At 53.3% G+C, this 16146-nt stretch carries 9 protein-coding genes and 1 riboswitch; of the genes, 4 read left to right on the top strand and 5 right to left on the bottom strand.

What is annotated here, in order from left to right:
* Positions 1–127 precede the first annotated feature (127 nt).
* Complete coding sequence (locus tag VSR74_RS07385; protein WP_347794069.1) at positions 128–1741, top strand: mechanosensitive ion channel family protein; 1614 nt, start codon at positions 128–130, stop codon at positions 1739–1741.
* 39 nt (positions 1742–1780) lie between these two features.
* On the opposite strand, the gene VSR74_RS07380 is transcribed toward VSR74_RS07385, so the two are convergent.
* The 5 genes from VSR74_RS07380 to VSR74_RS07360 all read right to left on the bottom strand — a co-directional run bounded on the left by VSR74_RS07380 (position 1781) and on the right by VSR74_RS07360 (position 8107).
* Entirely contained in the window at positions 1781–2680 is a 900-nt protein-coding gene (locus VSR74_RS07380) for a DHHA2 domain-containing protein (RefSeq protein WP_347794068.1), read from the bottom strand.
* A 75-nt stretch (positions 2681–2755) separates the two neighbouring features.
* Positions 2756–2825: riboswitch (Fluoride riboswitch) on the bottom strand.
* Between the two features lie 47 nt (positions 2826–2872).
* The gene (locus VSR74_RS07375) at positions 2873–4855 is read right to left on the bottom strand and encodes an alkyl/aryl-sulfatase (protein ID WP_347794067.1); all 1983 of its coding nucleotides are present in this window, start codon (positions 4853–4855) and stop codon (positions 2873–2875) included.
* A gap of 159 nt (positions 4856–5014) precedes the next feature.
* Positions 5015–6046: a porin OmpA gene (gene ompA / locus VSR74_RS07370; RefSeq protein ID WP_347794066.1), complete on the bottom strand. Its 1032-nt coding sequence runs from the start codon at positions 6044–6046 to the stop codon at positions 5015–5017.
* Between the two features lie 135 nt (positions 6047–6181).
* On the bottom strand, positions 6182–6811 hold the full coding sequence (locus VSR74_RS07365) for a winged helix-turn-helix transcriptional regulator (RefSeq protein ID WP_347794065.1): 630 nt from the start codon (positions 6809–6811) through the stop codon (positions 6182–6184).
* A gap of 81 nt (positions 6812–6892) precedes the next feature.
* Positions 6893–8107, bottom strand: a complete 1215-nt coding sequence (locus tag VSR74_RS07360; RefSeq protein WP_347794064.1) for an OmpP1/FadL family transporter — start codon at positions 8105–8107, stop codon at positions 6893–6895.
* A 495-nt stretch (positions 8108–8602) separates the two neighbouring features.
* On the opposite strand from VSR74_RS07360, the gene VSR74_RS07355 reads away from it, so the two are divergent.
* The 3 genes from VSR74_RS07355 (at position 8603) to VSR74_RS07345 (ending at position 16137) form a co-directional block, all read left to right on the top strand.
* The gene (locus VSR74_RS07355) at positions 8603–9229 is read left to right on the top strand and encodes a helix-turn-helix transcriptional regulator (protein WP_347794063.1); all 627 of its coding nucleotides are present in this window, start codon (positions 8603–8605) and stop codon (positions 9227–9229) included.
* Positions 9230–9461: 232 nt separating this feature from the next.
* A complete protein-coding gene (locus VSR74_RS07350; protein WP_347794062.1) occupies positions 9462–14126 on the top strand; it encodes an autotransporter outer membrane beta-barrel domain-containing protein in 4665 nt (1554 codons plus the stop codon).
* A 274-nt stretch (positions 14127–14400) separates the two neighbouring features.
* Positions 14401–16137: an FAD-dependent oxidoreductase gene (locus VSR74_RS07345; RefSeq protein ID WP_347794061.1), complete on the top strand. Its 1737-nt coding sequence runs from the start codon at positions 14401–14403 to the stop codon at positions 16135–16137.
* Positions 16138–16146: the final 9 nt, after the last annotated feature.

Here is a 16146-nt window from a genome sequence, read left to right as displayed (position 1 = left end):
ATCGTTATCCTGGATGCGGGGGGTGACATTGCGTAAGTGGAAGGCTGGGCTATGCTTTTTCAAACAGACCAGCCGCTGAGCGGGCTTGTTGAATAATAACGATAATGCTTATATCTCGGTGGCGGATATGAAAAGGATAGTGCTCGCGTTTTTATTCTGCTGCATCCCTTCACTGGCGCATTTCACCCATGCGGCGGAACCCCGTCAGCAACCCAGTGAACAGGAACGCGCCAGAACGGTTTATATCTTTCACCAGCCTATCGTGATGTTGCAGGCAAAATTTGGCCTCACCACGCCGGAAGAGCGCGTGCTGCGCATCCGCAATACCCTGCGTAATTTTACCCAGGCAGATGTGCAGGAACCGTTGAAGGTAGTGCCCGTCACGCGTTACAACCAGCCGGGAAGACTTATTGTCATGAACGGCAAGCCGATCATGCTGCTGACCCAGGGCGATCTTGATGAAGGGGATGACCTGACGCTCGATCAGGCCACGCAGCGCGTGCTGGCGCGAATGGAAAACCAGCGCACGGCGTTACGCGATCAGTATGATCACCGCTGGCTGGCGCTTTCTGTTGTGAAAGCCGTGACCGGGCTGCTGGCACTGGCGCTGTTTTGCTATATCGCTTATCGCTCCTGGCGCGCAGTCAGACGTTTTTACCGTCGACGGATTATTGAAGGTCGTAGCGTGATCCCCCAGCACTGGCGGCGTTTTATCGGCGCTATCGAAACACGTATCTATGCCCTGATAATGATCCTGCTGGGGATTGTGGCGCTTTACATCTGGCTGAGCTGGGCATTAAGTTTGTTCCCCTGGACCCGCGTCTGGGGCGAGTCTTTGGGCGACTGGTCTGTGCGCGTGTTCCGCGAGATTGCGCTGTCAATCGTCTCTGCGATGCCGGGGTTGATGATTGTCCTGATTATCTTCCTGATCACCGCATTTATTCTGAAGCTTCTGAAGATGGTGCTAAACCAGGTCGAAGCGGAGCGTCTGCAACTGCCGGGCATTCATCCTGAAACGGTCGGCGCCACCCGAAAGCTCATCTCGGTGGTGGTATGGTTGTTTGCGCTATCGGCGGCGTATCCTTTTCTGCCTGGCGCCAATTCGCTGGCGTTTAAAGGGATCAGCGTCTTCTTTGGGCTGATGCTTACGCTGGGTTCGGCAGGGGTGATGAATCACGCCATGAGCGGGCTGGTGCTTATCTATTCGCGCGCGCTGCGTAAAGGGGATGTCATTCGTGTGGCCGACAACGAAGGGCTGGTGAGTGAAATCGGGATGCTGGCGACCAAAATTATCACCCGTGAAAACTATGTGGTAACGGTGCCGAATGCGGTGGTGGTGAGCGGAAAAATTACCAACTTAAGCGCGCAAAGCGCGGATGGCGGCGTTAACTTAACGGTGGGCGCGACCATCGGCTATGACACGCCCTGGCGTCAGGTTCACGCCATGCTGGAACTGGCCGCCAGACGCGCGGAAGGCATTGATCCCGCCGTTGCGCCGAAGGTACGTCAGTTAAGCCTGATGGACTGGTATATCGCTTACGAATTGCAGGTGCGCCTCTTGCCCGGTCAGTCTCTGGCGGATGCCCGTAATGCGTTGCACAGTCATATTCAGGATGTCTTTAACGAGTTTAATGTACAGATTATGTCGCCGAACTTTGTTATGCAGCCGGAAGGGGCAGTGATGGTAGCCAAAGAGAACTGGTATACGCCACCTGCCGCACCGCCGCAGGGGGAGCCATAATGCGCGGGCAGTGATGTTCTGCCCGGCAGCACTCAGCCATCACCTGTTCGCAAGGTAGTTTTCCAGCCATGGCAGCAGTTGTTTTTTGCGGCTTAACATTCCTTCGACAATGCAAGGATCAGAGACGGCCTGTCCCTCAGGCGCAGCAAAATAGAGCATTGAATATCCGGCATTGATATCCGTCAGCATCAACACCACCAGTTGCGCGCCTGTCTCGTTCGCATTCAACGCCATCTCCTGACGCAGTTCTTCCAGTACTCCCTCCGCCTGGCTTAGGGAAAACAGCTCAACCTGCGCGGCATTGACCTTCACGCCCTGGATCTGGAAGGTTTTGATATCTTTATTTAGCAGCGCTTTGCCGCTTAACCCCTCAATGCTTGTTTTTGCGCTAAGCAGGGCGGCGATAAACGTCGCCTGGTCGACCCCGGCTAATGCGGTCAGTTCTTCCACTGCGAGGCGATCGTCAGGCGTGGTGGTCGGTGAGCGTAGCGCGACCGTGTCGCTGATTATCGCGCCCAGCATCAGCAGCGCTTCGGTAGGTGCGATCGCGCGGCGAATTTCCGCCGTCATCAATTGCCATAACAGCGTACTGCTGCTGCCTACCGGCCTGATCCACACTTCGGGCGGCAGGCGCGTCACCAGTCCGCCAAGGCGATGGTGATCGATAATGCCGACGACATTACTTTCAGCAAGTGAGGCTGGCCCCTGAGCGGGCTCGGTAAAATCGACCAGCCAGACATCGCGGTTGGTGAGGTCGGCGGTGAGAAGCTCAGGAATCGGCAGGTTTGCCTGCTCAAAGATAAACCGGGTTTCGCGGTTGATTTCTCCGCAGCGCCAGGCTTGTGCCTGTTGCCCGCGAAGGTTAAGCCAGCGGCAGGCCATATAGGCTGTGCAGACTGCATCGCTGTCCGGGTGAAGGTGACCAAGTACATTTATCATTGCATAAACCTTTTCAGGGAAGGCTGCTGAGCTGGAGAGAGACGACCAGCCTGACACGCCCCACGGTGAATGAGAGTCATATCAGGCGTCATTAGCCTGCGAACGAGGCGGTTGGGGAAGGTGGAACGCCATCACCCTGGGAATAGTGTGAACCACGCTGAAGGCGCTTTCAAGTGGTTCACCGTCTAAGGATTAAGGCGTCACGATATTAAACCAGAACTCGAACTTATCCATATAGCTCAACATCTCATGCAGTTTATCGGCGTTCCCGGTTATCTGAACGTCGCCCTGCGTCTCGGCCTGCTTCAGCGTCTCTTCTTTCAGGATGATCTTGTTGAGCGTTGCGCGATTCAGTTTGATGGTGGCATCAGCGTCTTTCGCCTCGACGCCCGCCGTGTGGTTCAGCACGCCATTTTCCATCTCCAGCTTATACTTTCCGCCATCCTGACCGAGGTCGACGTTCAGCACCGCGTGGGCTTTAGCCGCTTTTTCACCGTTAATATGTACCCCGAGATAATCGAAGAACATCTCCGGCGACATGGCGCGGACGGTATCCGGGCTGGCGGTGTTCGGGGTTGGCCCTTTGACGACGCCGTTACGTAACTCTTGCGCACCGGTCAGATAGAAGTTGCGCCACGGGCCGGATTCAGCCTGATAACCTAACTGCTCCAGCGCATCGGCTTCCAGATTTCGTGCCGCCTTATTTTCTGGATCGGCGAAAACGATTTTGCTGGTCACCTGAGCAACCCAACGGTAGTGGCCTTGCGAATAATCGGTTTTCGCTTTCTGCATGATGGCATCAGCGCCCCCCATGTACTCGACAAATTTCTTCGCCGCCAGTACCGGCGGTAATTCATCGAGAGTCGCCGGATTGCCATCGAACCAGCCGAGGTAGAAGACATAGGTCGCTTTTACGTCATGGCTGACGGAACCGTAATAACCACGGCTGGCCCAGGCTGTCGCGAGACTGGAGGGCAGAGCAAAGTTATCGGCGATTTCATCACGCGTCAGGCCTTTATTCGCCAGACGCAGGGTCTGGTCATTGATATAGCGATACATATCACGCTGGCCTTTCATCAGTTTAACGACATTGTCATTACCCCAGGTCGGCCAGTGGTGTTGGGCTATGATAATTTGCGCATCGTCGCCCCAACGGTTGATCGCGGCATTAATGTACTTCGACCATGCCAGCGGGTCGCGGATTTTCGCACCGCGTAAAGAGTAAGTGTTGTGCAGCGTATGGGTCACATCTTCCGCCGCTTCGATCATCTTTTTCTCTTTTACATACCACAACATTTCGGAAGGCACTTCGGAGCCGGGCGCCATCATAAAGTCATAGGTCAGGCCGTCGATCACCTCCTGTTGACCGGTTTCCGTGATGTAATTGGTCGGTTCAATCAGCGTTACCGTACCGGCTGAGGTGGTCGTTCCCAGCCCTGCGCCAACCTGACCTTTGGCATTCGGCGCAAGCAGGTTGCCATACATATAGCTGGCGCGGCGGCTCATGGCATTACCCGCCATAATATTTTCCGACACCGCCTCTTTCATAAACCCGGCAGGCGCATAGACTTTGACCTTGCCGGACTTCACATCCGCTTCACTGACGACGCCGCGAACCCCGCCATAATGGTCAACATGGCTGTGGGTGAAAATCACCGCAACGACAGGTTTTTTGCCGCGATTTTTATAATAGAGATCCATCCCCACTTTTGCCGTTTCTTCCGAAACCAGTGGGTCGATAACGGTAATCCCTTTTTTACCTTCAATAATAGTCATATTGGAGAGATCGAGATTACGGATTTGATAAACGCCGTCAGTGACTTCAAACAGACCGCCAATATTAATAAGCTGCGCCTGACGCCACAGGCTGGGATTGACGGTATCGGGTGCTTTTTCGCCCTCTTTAATAAAAGCGTATTGTTGCGGGTTCCAGACCGTATTACCTTTTTCACCTTTAATAAGCGCTGGCGGCAACGCATCAATAAAGCCTTTATGCGCATTGGTGAAATCTGTGGTGTCGGAGAATGGCAGACGCTGATAAAGCGTTTCATTGGCTACCTTAGTAAATAAGGTGGCATCTTTGGTGTTTTCTTGCGCGGCTGCTGATAATGAAAACAGCGACGCTGATATCAGGCCGGCAACAGCCATATAACCTGTGATAGTATTTATTTTCATAAATCCTCTGCGGATATTAATAGATGAGTCGTGGTGATGCTAATAAGGTTATCAGGTGCTGTGCAACGCGAATACAAGAGAGTGGTTTAATAATAAATTTTGCGTGGCGAAGGGGAATAATACCCGGCGCAATGAACTGGCCGGGCATAAAATAAGAAATTATTTACGCGTGATTTCAACCTCAACACGACGGTCGGGTGACAGGCAGCTAATTAGCTGATTTCCCGTCTGGCCGTCACAGCTATTTCCCGTTACCGGGTTGCCTTCGCCGCGGCCTTCCGCGCTGATATTTTGTGCCGGGAAGCCCAGAGCGACCAGTTCATCGGCCACGGCCTGCGCACGCTGCGCCGAGAGTTGCTGATTATATTCGTCAGCCCCTGTGCGGTCGCTGTAGCCAATCACCACGGTCGTCTTACCGCTGGCAGGCTGCATGCCCGGGTTGTTATAAAGCTGATTAATCGCCGCTTTGCCTTCGGTGGTAAGCGTTGCTGAGTTCCACGCAAACATGACGTCTGATTTTAAGTTGAAGTGCTCAGGCGCGGGCTGGGGAGCCGGTGCGGCGACGGGGCCTGCAATAACCGGCGCATCATCATGCTGACCAAAGCGATAGGTCACGCCCGCGGTGACTGAGCTAACGTCGCTGCTCACGCCAATCTGGTTGGCGTTGCCGACGTTGCTAACCCACTGATATTCAAGACGACCAGACCAGTTCTTATTGAACGCATACTCTGTACCCACCGCCGCAAGAGGGCGCACGCCCGTTTCAAACCGATTGTGACCATTGATGTCGGATTCAGCGCGATAGCCCATCGCACCCGCCCGGCCATAGATATCCCAGTCATTCGTCAGACCGTAGCTAGCTTTCAGAGAGAGCTGTAAACCCTGGCTTTTCATGGTCGCCCCTGAGCCACTCTGTTTGCCATGAATTTGCATATTGCCTAAATAGTCATAGCCACCCTCAACGGCCAGCCACGGTGTAATTTGATAACCGGTAAATACACCACCGCCGACATTGTCGCGGTCGTAATCAAAATCGCTGTTGTGATTATTATCATGGCTGGTGTTAGCATCAAAATAGTGTGACCAGCCAAATTTGGTTCCTGCATACCATGTACCTGCATCCGCTGCGGCAAATGCCGTGGTGGCGGTAAAAGCATTAACAATAAGTAACGTAATAAGCGTCTTTTTCATGAAAATCCCGTTATTGGTCTACTGTAATAGAGAAACTATTAGAAGTGAAAACAGTAAAATAACGATAAAGCAAAGCGCTGAATTACGTAATCCTTGTTTTATTTAATTTTAAATTTTGTGCCTGAGCGTTCAGGCTCAGAAACGCTCCGGGAGTTTATTCACATCGGTTAGGTAACCACCGCGTTTAAAGGCAATATAGTTACCACTTTTTAATGCTGATAGCACGTTTAAAATACTACTTCGGGACAGGTGCGTTCGCTCCTGAATATAATCGAGGATTGAGGTTCGCATTCTGGTTTCTTCGGGCAGTAAAATCATTTCCTGCAAATGATTGCGGATCACCGAATAAGTACGTTGTTGCACCACCAGCGCATCGCGATAAAACAGATAAGCGGTGTGATAAGACAATAAAGAGGCTGCCTCTTCCCACAGATTTTGCTCACGGAACAGCGTCATGGCCTGTTGCGCATCAATTCGCAGGATTGTCGATTCCGTTTCCGCCCGCAAAATGTGACCGTGGGTTGGCTGGATCATCTCGGCAATACCAAACAGGTGGGGTTCATAGACCGTGACGATCAACAACCCGTCAGGCGCGCGGAGAATGGATAGCTCGCCCTGCAAAAAAAGATACAACTGTTCCCGGCCCTTATGCGTCCACATGATGCGCTTACGCGGCATCACCTTCATATCTTCTGCAATAGGCAGCAGCGCCTCGGTCAAACGAGCAATACAGTGTTCCGGGCGGACGGGGGGAACTAAAGGCATAGCATCTCCTGATTTTTTATGAATCGAGAGTATAGAACATTCGCAACATGCTGGCAGTTTATGTGAATCCTTCAGGTCGCGTTAAAACAGGTAGCTGTAGTTGACGCTGGCAAACCACAGATAAGGGTTATCGTAACTTCCCTGAAGCAACGCAGGAGACTGAACCTTCGATGACTGCATATGCAGGTATTCTACGGCGAAGCCTATGTTGCTGGCGGGGGTAATCTGATATTGCGCCCCGGTGCCAAAGCGCCACTCATCGCCGGTGGGTAAGGTCATGGCGACGTCACTTTGGTCACGATATGGCGAGCTGTCGAAGGCGACGCCCGCATTCAGACGCCACTGTTCGGTTGGACGATACTGAACACCGAGCGCCGTATGCCAGGTGTCTTTCATCCGACTGTCGTTATCAAGCGTTTGTCCGCTTACCGTGACGCGCGGCGCGCCAAACTGGCTCCAGTCCTGCCAGCCGAGATCGCCCATAACCGACCACTGCCGATTAATATCATGCACCATGCTTAACATTATTTGCTGGGGCGCGCGAATGCTGGCGGAGATTGGCAGGTCATATTGCAGGTTAGGGTGATCCGGGAAGCGGGCCCTGCCTGAAACGGAGAAATCATAGTCAGTTTTACTGGTCCAGGTTATCCCGGCGCGTGTGCTATCCGTCAAATCCATCAATAAACCCAGGCGGTAACTCATCGCCCAGTCGTAATCGGTCTCTTTATGGTCGCTATCATCAACGTTACGCGTGAGCGATAAAAAACCGTAGTTAATATTGGCGGACGCCCCCACAGAAAGCCTGTCATTGAGCTTATACGCCAGCGAAGGGCTGAGGGTCATGGCGACCATCGTGCTCTTCTTGATTAAGCGGTCGCCCGCCCAGTGGCCATAGTCAATGCCCAGGCCGTAGTTACCATAAAGACCAATACCTGCATACAGGTCGTCATTGATTTTTTGGCTGTAAAAACCACTGGCGTTGGGGAAAACCGTCATGACATCGCCGGGGCTGCGCTGTGATGAATTGTTTAACTGGTAATCGATGTTGCCATCCATTGCCTGCACGCCGCCGGTGAACATGGCGTCGGGCAGGCGCGTCATGCCTGCCGGGTTGCTGACAATGGTTGAGGCATCCTGCGCACGCGCGGCCTGACCCGCCCCGGCGAGGGCGGTATCTTCCGTGCCTATTTCATAAAAATAGAGCGCGCTGGCGTGTGTGAGTGAGGAAAAAAGCAGGCCGCAAAAGAGCAGTGAATGCCTTTTTACCTGGCGGCTTTGGGTTCGTTTATCTGTCATGCCTCGTGGCCCGGTAATGTCTCGTCAGCATTATGTATAGCAACAGGGAACGGACGAGGTAAATTTCTAAAATATTTATTTTTACATATTGAGTGGTCGCTATACCTGCATGAGTCAGAACAAACTGAACCAAGGGTTTAGAAAAAATGGCGGCAGTTGTATTTTTCTTAAGGCATGAAGCTTAATTGCCATAACATTTAAATAATCATCAACAGGTATTATCCTGCGCGTCCGTTATCAGGCAAACAAAAAAAATTGAGTAGTAAAAATCCTAACGCCCGTATGATGAATCTTAATTTATTGTCTCTAAAATCTGATGCTTGCTATTTATTGCGCAATTTACAGTGGGTTGACGACACTCATATTTTTATTGAGGTAGGATTATTCTCGTATATATTGATTTGAAAAGGCCTGGTATGATTATTCACGGAATCAATGCATGTTGACAATGCTTTTCGTCGATGAAATTATACAAAGCAAAGGGAAGGAGGGAGAATGCCGGATAGGTTTAATCTTCAAAAGATGAATTGTATTTCGTGCCCTCTAAGTTGTGAGATAAAACCCAAAACATCGTTACGCGTTTCATTTTGCCAGCATTACTGTTTTGGTACATGGCCAGAGGGTAGCGGTTATTTTTCACTAGGCATTGTTGAAGGGGTGCTGAAACGAAGCCATAACTATCTTTATACCGGTTGTGTGTTTGTCGATTTTTCAATTAGTTACCTGAGACTGTTTATGGACAGACGGTGGATTGATTATCTGGCAGAAACGCACTTAAATATTATTGTGGTTTGCGATAAGTATTTGCAACCTCTGGCAAATTTTTGGTTTAAAAATGAAAGCAGAATTACATTGATTATTTATCCAAATGATCATGTTTCCTGCATCTCCGAGAAAATTAAGAAAAAATTTATCGGGCGGGGGCCGATGCCCGTAAGAGGGGAGTCTTTATCAAAACTGGAGCTCAACGTATTGCGTGAGTTAATGGCGGGACGCGACTGCACTGGCGTGGCGTCATTATTTGATATCGACATCAGAAGTGTGTATGCCGCTAAGCAACGCGTTGAAAGGAAAATGGGAAACGACGTGAACGATCTCTTTCGTTTTTCTGTCGCAATGTAATGCCCTAATAGTTATTAGTATTTTTTAAAGCGACGTCACAAAGTTCTGTGGCTGATATAACAATTCGTTCTTTTATTTCGGCATTCGGGGCGCTGTACCTGATGCTCTGGCTGGTAATTATCTTATGTTAGCCGTATTCAATGAGAGTACGGCTGTTGTCCATTATTCATATCAAAGAACATTGTTTATTTCTAATGCTGTAAACAGTGAGGGGAAACCCAAGGAGTTCTCTATGAAACCTATACCGCTAAGACCGAATAAAATCGCATTATTTATATCTTTCGCGCTGATGACTACGGGGAGTTTGCTCTCCGGTGTGAATGCTGCGGTTCTGGAGGCGCCAGGCACTCTTTATTATTATGGTTCCGGCAACCCTAATGGCGGGCGCGACTACACCAACTATGATGAAGTCAGTATTGTCACTGGCGTGACCGCGAAAACCAGCCCGTTACAGGGGTGGGCTATTTACCTGAATGATGGCTCCACCTACAAATTTAACGACCTTACCGTCAAAACGACGGGCATGCTATCGGATGGCATCCACACCAAAAACGGTGGTGGGCTGGTCGAAATAGAGAATTATACTTCGACGACAACCGGCTTCAGTTCTGATGGTATCAACCTTGGGCGCGAACTGGCCACCAGCTCTGCCAAAGTCGTCATTAATAATAAAGCCGATATCAAAGCCAACGGCATGGGCGTTCGGGCCAACGCATCAATAGGCAGCGCTAACGCGCTGGCAACCATTATTATCAATGGTCAGTCGAATATAGAGACCACGTCATCAGGCGCCAACTGGTCAGGCTATGCGGTTTATGCGGGCCAGGATACTGAAAATAACACCGTGCCATTAGGCAAGGCTGAAATATACCTGAATGGCGACACCACGATAACCACGGTTGGAAGCAATGCTCACGGTGTTTACGCTCGTGCGGCGGGGATGGTTTCACTGGGTAATGTCACCGTATCCGCCAGCGGCAATAATGCCAACGCACTCTTTGCCTCTTCATCTACCAGCGACAAAAGCGCCACCATTAATCTGGCAAAAGACGTCAACCTCACCGTGGGGACAGGGTCTGCTATCTACGCTACCGGATCTGACGCGCTCATTCGTTCCTGGGATGTGAATACGGATAGCGGGGCGGCAGGCCGCTATACCGTTAATGGCAATATCATTAGCGATAAAGGGGCGACCGTTTCCCTCAATATGGCGGATGGTAGCCTCTTTACCGGGGTAACAGACGCAAAAACCGCGACGGCCGATGCCGGAACGCTGAACTTGTCCATCGACGGGATAAGCAGCATCTGGAACATGACCGGAGATTCGGTTCTCAACGCCCTGACGCTGGACAACGGCGCGACGCTCAAATATGGCACGGTGGCAAATATCACTACCGATACGTTTAGCCTGGGCAGCGACGGCGGCATGATCGATACCAATGGCTTTGACAACTCGCTGGGAGAAGTCATTTCCGGCAGCGGGTTACTGAGTAAAAAAGGCGCGGGCACATTGACCCTTACCGGGGTTAACACCTATACCGGCGGGACGGATGTAAAAGAGGGAACGCTACAACTGGATCCAACCACCACCGTCTCTACCGTCAACCTTGGCTCCGGGGCGGCGAATATTGCACTTGATGCGACCCTCGCGGCACTCTCGGATGGGGCATTTACCTTCAATAACGCGCTGACCGGTGACGGCTTACTGAGCGCGTCGAACAATGGTGATGCGTTTAACTTCTCCGCTGATGTAGGAGCGGGCTTTACCGGCACAGTGGCGCTGGCTGATAACACCTTCACTCTCAGCGGTGATAATACCTCGGCCCTGACTCAGGCAACCTTACGGCTTGATGCAGGCAACGTCACCACGGTGGGGGACGGGTCATTAACCGACAATCATCAACAGATTGGAGGCCTGGCTTTCAATGGCGGCACCGCGATATTTAACGCGAATGTCCCTGCGGATAAAAAAGCCATTAGTACCATCACCGCCGCTGAACTTGATATTACGGGCAACGGAACCGTGCAGGTGACTGTTCCGGCACAATTCAATAACAGCCAGCCGGTACCTGATACCTCTCTGCCGCTGCTTGAACAGGACGATCTGGGCGCCATGGTGCAACTGGTCAGCGCCAGTCATGTGACCGGGACGGGAGGCGCGATTGATTTAGTCGACCAAAACGGTAATGCCATTTCCGATGCCCGCACGCTGGGGATTTCCCAGGACGGCGTCACCGTGGCGGAAGGCACGTATGACTTTGGCCTGACGGCGGGAACCGCTTCGGATGGTCTGTACGTCAACTACGGCCTGCAACAGGTGAACCTGCTGGGAACGGGCGCGCAGGCATTGGTGCTGACGCCGGCGGCCGGGGCGAGTGGGGCCGCCACCGATCTTGGTGCGAAAGTGATTGGCACCGGCGACCTGGCGATCGTCGCGGGAGCAGGGCAGCAGGTTTCACTCTCTAACGGCAGTAACAGTTACAGCGGCGCAACCGATGTGCGTTCCGGTACGCTGGCGATGGCGAATGATCATGTTCTGGGGCAGACGTCCGCGCTGAATCTTGCAGCCGGTACCACGGCCGATATGGGCGGCTACAGCCAGTCCGTTGGGGCGCTGAATACGGCGGCGGGTAGCCAGATGGTTGTCTCAGGCGCGTTGACGATAACCGACACCCAGCGGGCAGCGGGTGAAACCGCGGGCGGTATGATTGAGTCCGGGACGCTGGCAGGCAGTGGTTCACTGAATATCGACCCGAGCGTGGTGCGGGTGAATGGCGATCAAAGTGCGTTTACAGGCCAGTTGGCGGTGAACGGCGGTTCGGAACTGAAACTGAACTCGGCCAGCGCCTTTAATCAGGCGCAGGGTATTAGCCTGACGACGACAATGGATACGCTGACCTTTGGCGACCTGAGTGGTGATAACGCCGCCTGGACGTCACTACCTGTTGGTACAGCCAGCGTGGCGATTGCCGGGCAGGGCAAGGTGCAGACGCAGCAGGGGGCAGATGTCACTCTTTCCGGGGATAACAGCCTTTTTGCCGGGTTATTCCAGGTTAATGAAGATTCCACGCTTCAGGTCTCGCAGGCAAAAAATCTGGGCAGTGCAGAGGTCGTGACAGAAGGGACGCTGGTCTTTAATCATGCGACGGACTGGCTGCTGGCGAACACCGTGACCGGAAATGGCCAGGTGCTGAAAACAGGGGCGGGGACGCTAAGCATTGACTCGTCGATGGCGGGCTTTAGCGGAACAAGCGAAGTGGCGTCCGGCGCGCTGGTGGTCGGGGAGACGGGGAGTGAGTCTTCGGCGCTGGGGGGCGACGTGAAGGTCAATAGCGGCGGCATCTTGTCCGGAACGGGTACCGTGACGGGCCATGTTGACAACGCCGGGATCATTGCCGCCTATAACGCCCTGACCGCGCTTAACGGCTATGGCGACGCGACGAGCGCGACGAACCTGACTGTCGGCTCACTGACTAACGCGGGTAGCCTGCAACTGGCGGGCTCTGCTGTGGGTAACACCCTGAACATTAACGGTGACTATGCGGGTAACAACGGCACGCTGGTCATGAACACCGTGCTCGGCGGCGACAGTTCATTGACCGATAAACTGATTGTTGCAGGCAACACCTCCGGCACCACCAACGTTATTGTCAATAACGCGGGCGGCAGCGGAGCGAAAACCATCAACGGTATTGAAGTCATTGAGGTAGGTGGCAGTTCCGACGGGGAATTTGTGCAGTCCGGGCGTATTGTCGCGGGGAGTTATGAATACTTCCTTGGCCGTGGGGACGGTAACAATACCAGTAACTGGTATCTTACCAACACCGTACCGCCGACCGACCCGGATCCGACTGACCCGGATCCCACCGACCCGGTTGATCCGACAGAACCCACTGACCCAACCGATCCGGTTGATCCTGGCCCATCGACGCACCGTCCTGAAAGCGGTTCTTATATCGCTAACCTGGCGGCGGCCAACACCATGTTCAGCACCCGCTTGCATGACCGTCTGGGCGACACCCAATACACCGATCTGCTGACCGGTGAAGAAAAAGTGACCAGTCTGTGGCTACGTCAGGTCGGCGGACACAACCGTTTTGATACGGCGAAGGGTCAGTTGAAAACGCAAAGTAACCGCTACGTTGTGCAGTTGGGCGGCGACCTGGCGCAGTGGAGTACCAATGGCCTGGATCGCTGGCACCTCGGTGCGATGGCCGGTTATGGCAACAGCAAGAGCAACACGCAGTCGAACGTCACGGGTTATCGCTCACGCGGCCAGGTGACGGGCTACAGCGTCGGTCTCTACGGCACCTGGTATGCCAACGAAGCGGATAAAACAGGGACATACCTCGACAGTTGGATCCTCTACAACTGGTTTGATAACACCGTCTCCGGGCAAGGTCTGGCCAGCGAGAAGTATGATTCTGATGGCATCACGGCATCGGTCGAGGGGGGATACACTTTCCTGACCGGCACCAGCGAACGTTCAACGTACTGGGTACAGCCAAAAGTTCAGATAACCTGGATGGATGTGCAGGCTGATAATCATACGGAAGCGAACGGCACGCGGGTTAAAGACAAGAGCGATGGTAATCTGCAAACGCGTCTCGGCGTCAGAGCCTTCATTAAGGGGCATAACGCCATTGATGATGGCAAAACACGTGACTTCCAGCCGTTTGTAGAAGCGAACTGGATCTACAACTCGAAGACCTACGGCGTCACCATGAACAATGTCTCCAGCTATCAGGAAGGCACGCGTAACATCGGTGAAGTGAAGGTTGGCGTGGAAGGGCAGATCAACAAAAACCTGCATCTCTGGGGCAACGTCGCCCAACAACTGGGGGATAAAGGCTACAGCGATACGCAAGGTATGCTCGGTATTAAATACGCATTCTGATGTTCCCTTTCCGGTAGCGGCCGTCCGGCGGCTACCGGTTTTTTCCTCTCCCGCCTCCCTGGCGAAAACTTTGACTCACCCCACACTTCTGCCTCATTTTCGAAAAGTGCAGGTTTTGCTTACAAACTGGCCTTCTTTTTCCCTTTCAGCCTGTCAAAAATGCAGATGAAACAAAATTAAAACATAAATTAAACAAATAAGAACATTCACCTGCGAGGTACCCTATGAACAATCTTGATGAGCGCCTCCCTTTGTGGAGCAAGGGGGAAGGCTTATGGCGGTGAGACAACCGGCACGCGAGTGTGACGTACTGGTGGTCGGCAGCGGCGTGGGCGGGCTCTCCGCCGCGGTCACGGCTGGCCTGAACGGGCTGGATGTGCAGGTTATTGAGAAAGACGACGTGTTCGGCGGGACAACGGCATTTTCCGGCGGCGTGTTGTGGATCCCCGATAACCATCTCGCGCAGCAGCAGGGGATTGAAGATTCCGCAGAGGCCGCACGAACCTACCTGAAAGGCGAAGCGGGTGACAGTTATCGCCCGGAACTGGTGGACGCGTTCTTACAAAATGCCCCGCAGATGCTGCGATTTTTCGAAGAGAAAACGCGTTTTCGCTGCGATCTCTATCAATATCCCGACTATCACCCCGATGCGCCAGGCGGTGTGATGCGTGGGCGTTCGGTGGTGCCGCAGGCGTTTGATATTCGCGAACTGGGTGATGATATGTCGCGGCTGCGCAAACCGCTGCGTACCATCACGTTTATGGGCATGATGTTCAGTTCATCGAATAACGATCTCAGGCACTTCTTTAATGTCACCCGTTCACTGAAATCTTTCATCTATGTGGTGAAACGACTGAGTCGCCACCTGCTGGAAGTTGCCCGCTACGGGCGGGGCATAACGGCCAACGGCGGTAATGCGGTGGTGGCGAGGCTTGCCTGTTCTGCACGCGATCTGGGGGTGCCGATTCACACCGGGGTGGCGGTTAAGGAGCTGATTGTTGAACAGGGTGTGGTGCGTGGCGTCATTGCCGAAAGCGACGGCGAAGCCGTGCGCCTGTACGCGAAGCGCGGCGTGGTACTGGCTTCTGGCGGGTTTGCCCGCGACGATGAACGGCTGAAAAAATGCTATCCCCACGTTAAACGCGGCGGTATTCAGCTTTCGCCCACGCCGCCTGGGGTGGATACCGGCGATGGCATCGCGATGGCTGAACGCATCGGCGCACGTTTCGAGACGAGCTATCCGAACGCTGCGGCCTGGATCCCGGCGTCAAAAGTGCAGATTGGCCGCCAGCAGTTCGTCTTCCCGCATCTGGTCGATCGCTACAAGCCTGGCTTCATCATGGTGAATCGCCACGGTGTGCGTTTCTGCAATGAGGCGGATTCTTACCACGATGTCGGTATTGCCATGATTGATACCTGTCGTGAAGAGAACGAAACCTTCGCCTGGCAAATCTGTGACCATAAAGCGCTGCGCAAATATGGTATGGGCTTTGCCAAGCCCGCGCCGCTGCCCGTATCGCTCTATACCCGAAACGGTTATCTGCTGAAGGGGAAAACGCTGAGTGAACTGGCGGAGAAAATGGGCGTGCCCGTTGCCGCGCTGAATCATACGGTGACAGCCTTTAATGCCGATGCGCAGAACGGGAAAGATACCCAGTTTGCCCGCGGCGAGTCGGCGTATAACCGTTACCTTGGCGATGCCAGTCATCAGCCGAATCCCTGCGTCGCCCCCATCAGTCAGGGGCCATTTTATGCCGTGAAGCTTTATATGGGCGATCTGGGGACATTCCATGGGTTGAAAACCGATGGAGAAGCACGCGTACTCGACCTTCAGGGCTTACCTGTCCCCGGTCTTTATGCCGCCGGAAATGAGATGGCGAGCATCATGGGCGGCAGCTATCCCGGTGCGGGGATCACCATCGGCCCCGCCGCCACTTTCGGCTATATCGCCGCCAACAGTCTTACCGCCCGCGGTGAAACCGCCACGATGCCGCAACGTGAAGCATCCTGAATCTGGAGA

This window comes from Pseudocitrobacter cyperus (assembly GCF_039889165.1).
In the GTDB taxonomy this organism is placed as follows: domain Bacteria; phylum Pseudomonadota; class Gammaproteobacteria; order Enterobacterales; family Enterobacteriaceae; genus Pseudocitrobacter; species Pseudocitrobacter cyperus.
The sequence above is the reverse complement of the archived record's forward strand: the minus strand, read 5'-3'. Positions and strand labels throughout refer to the sequence as shown.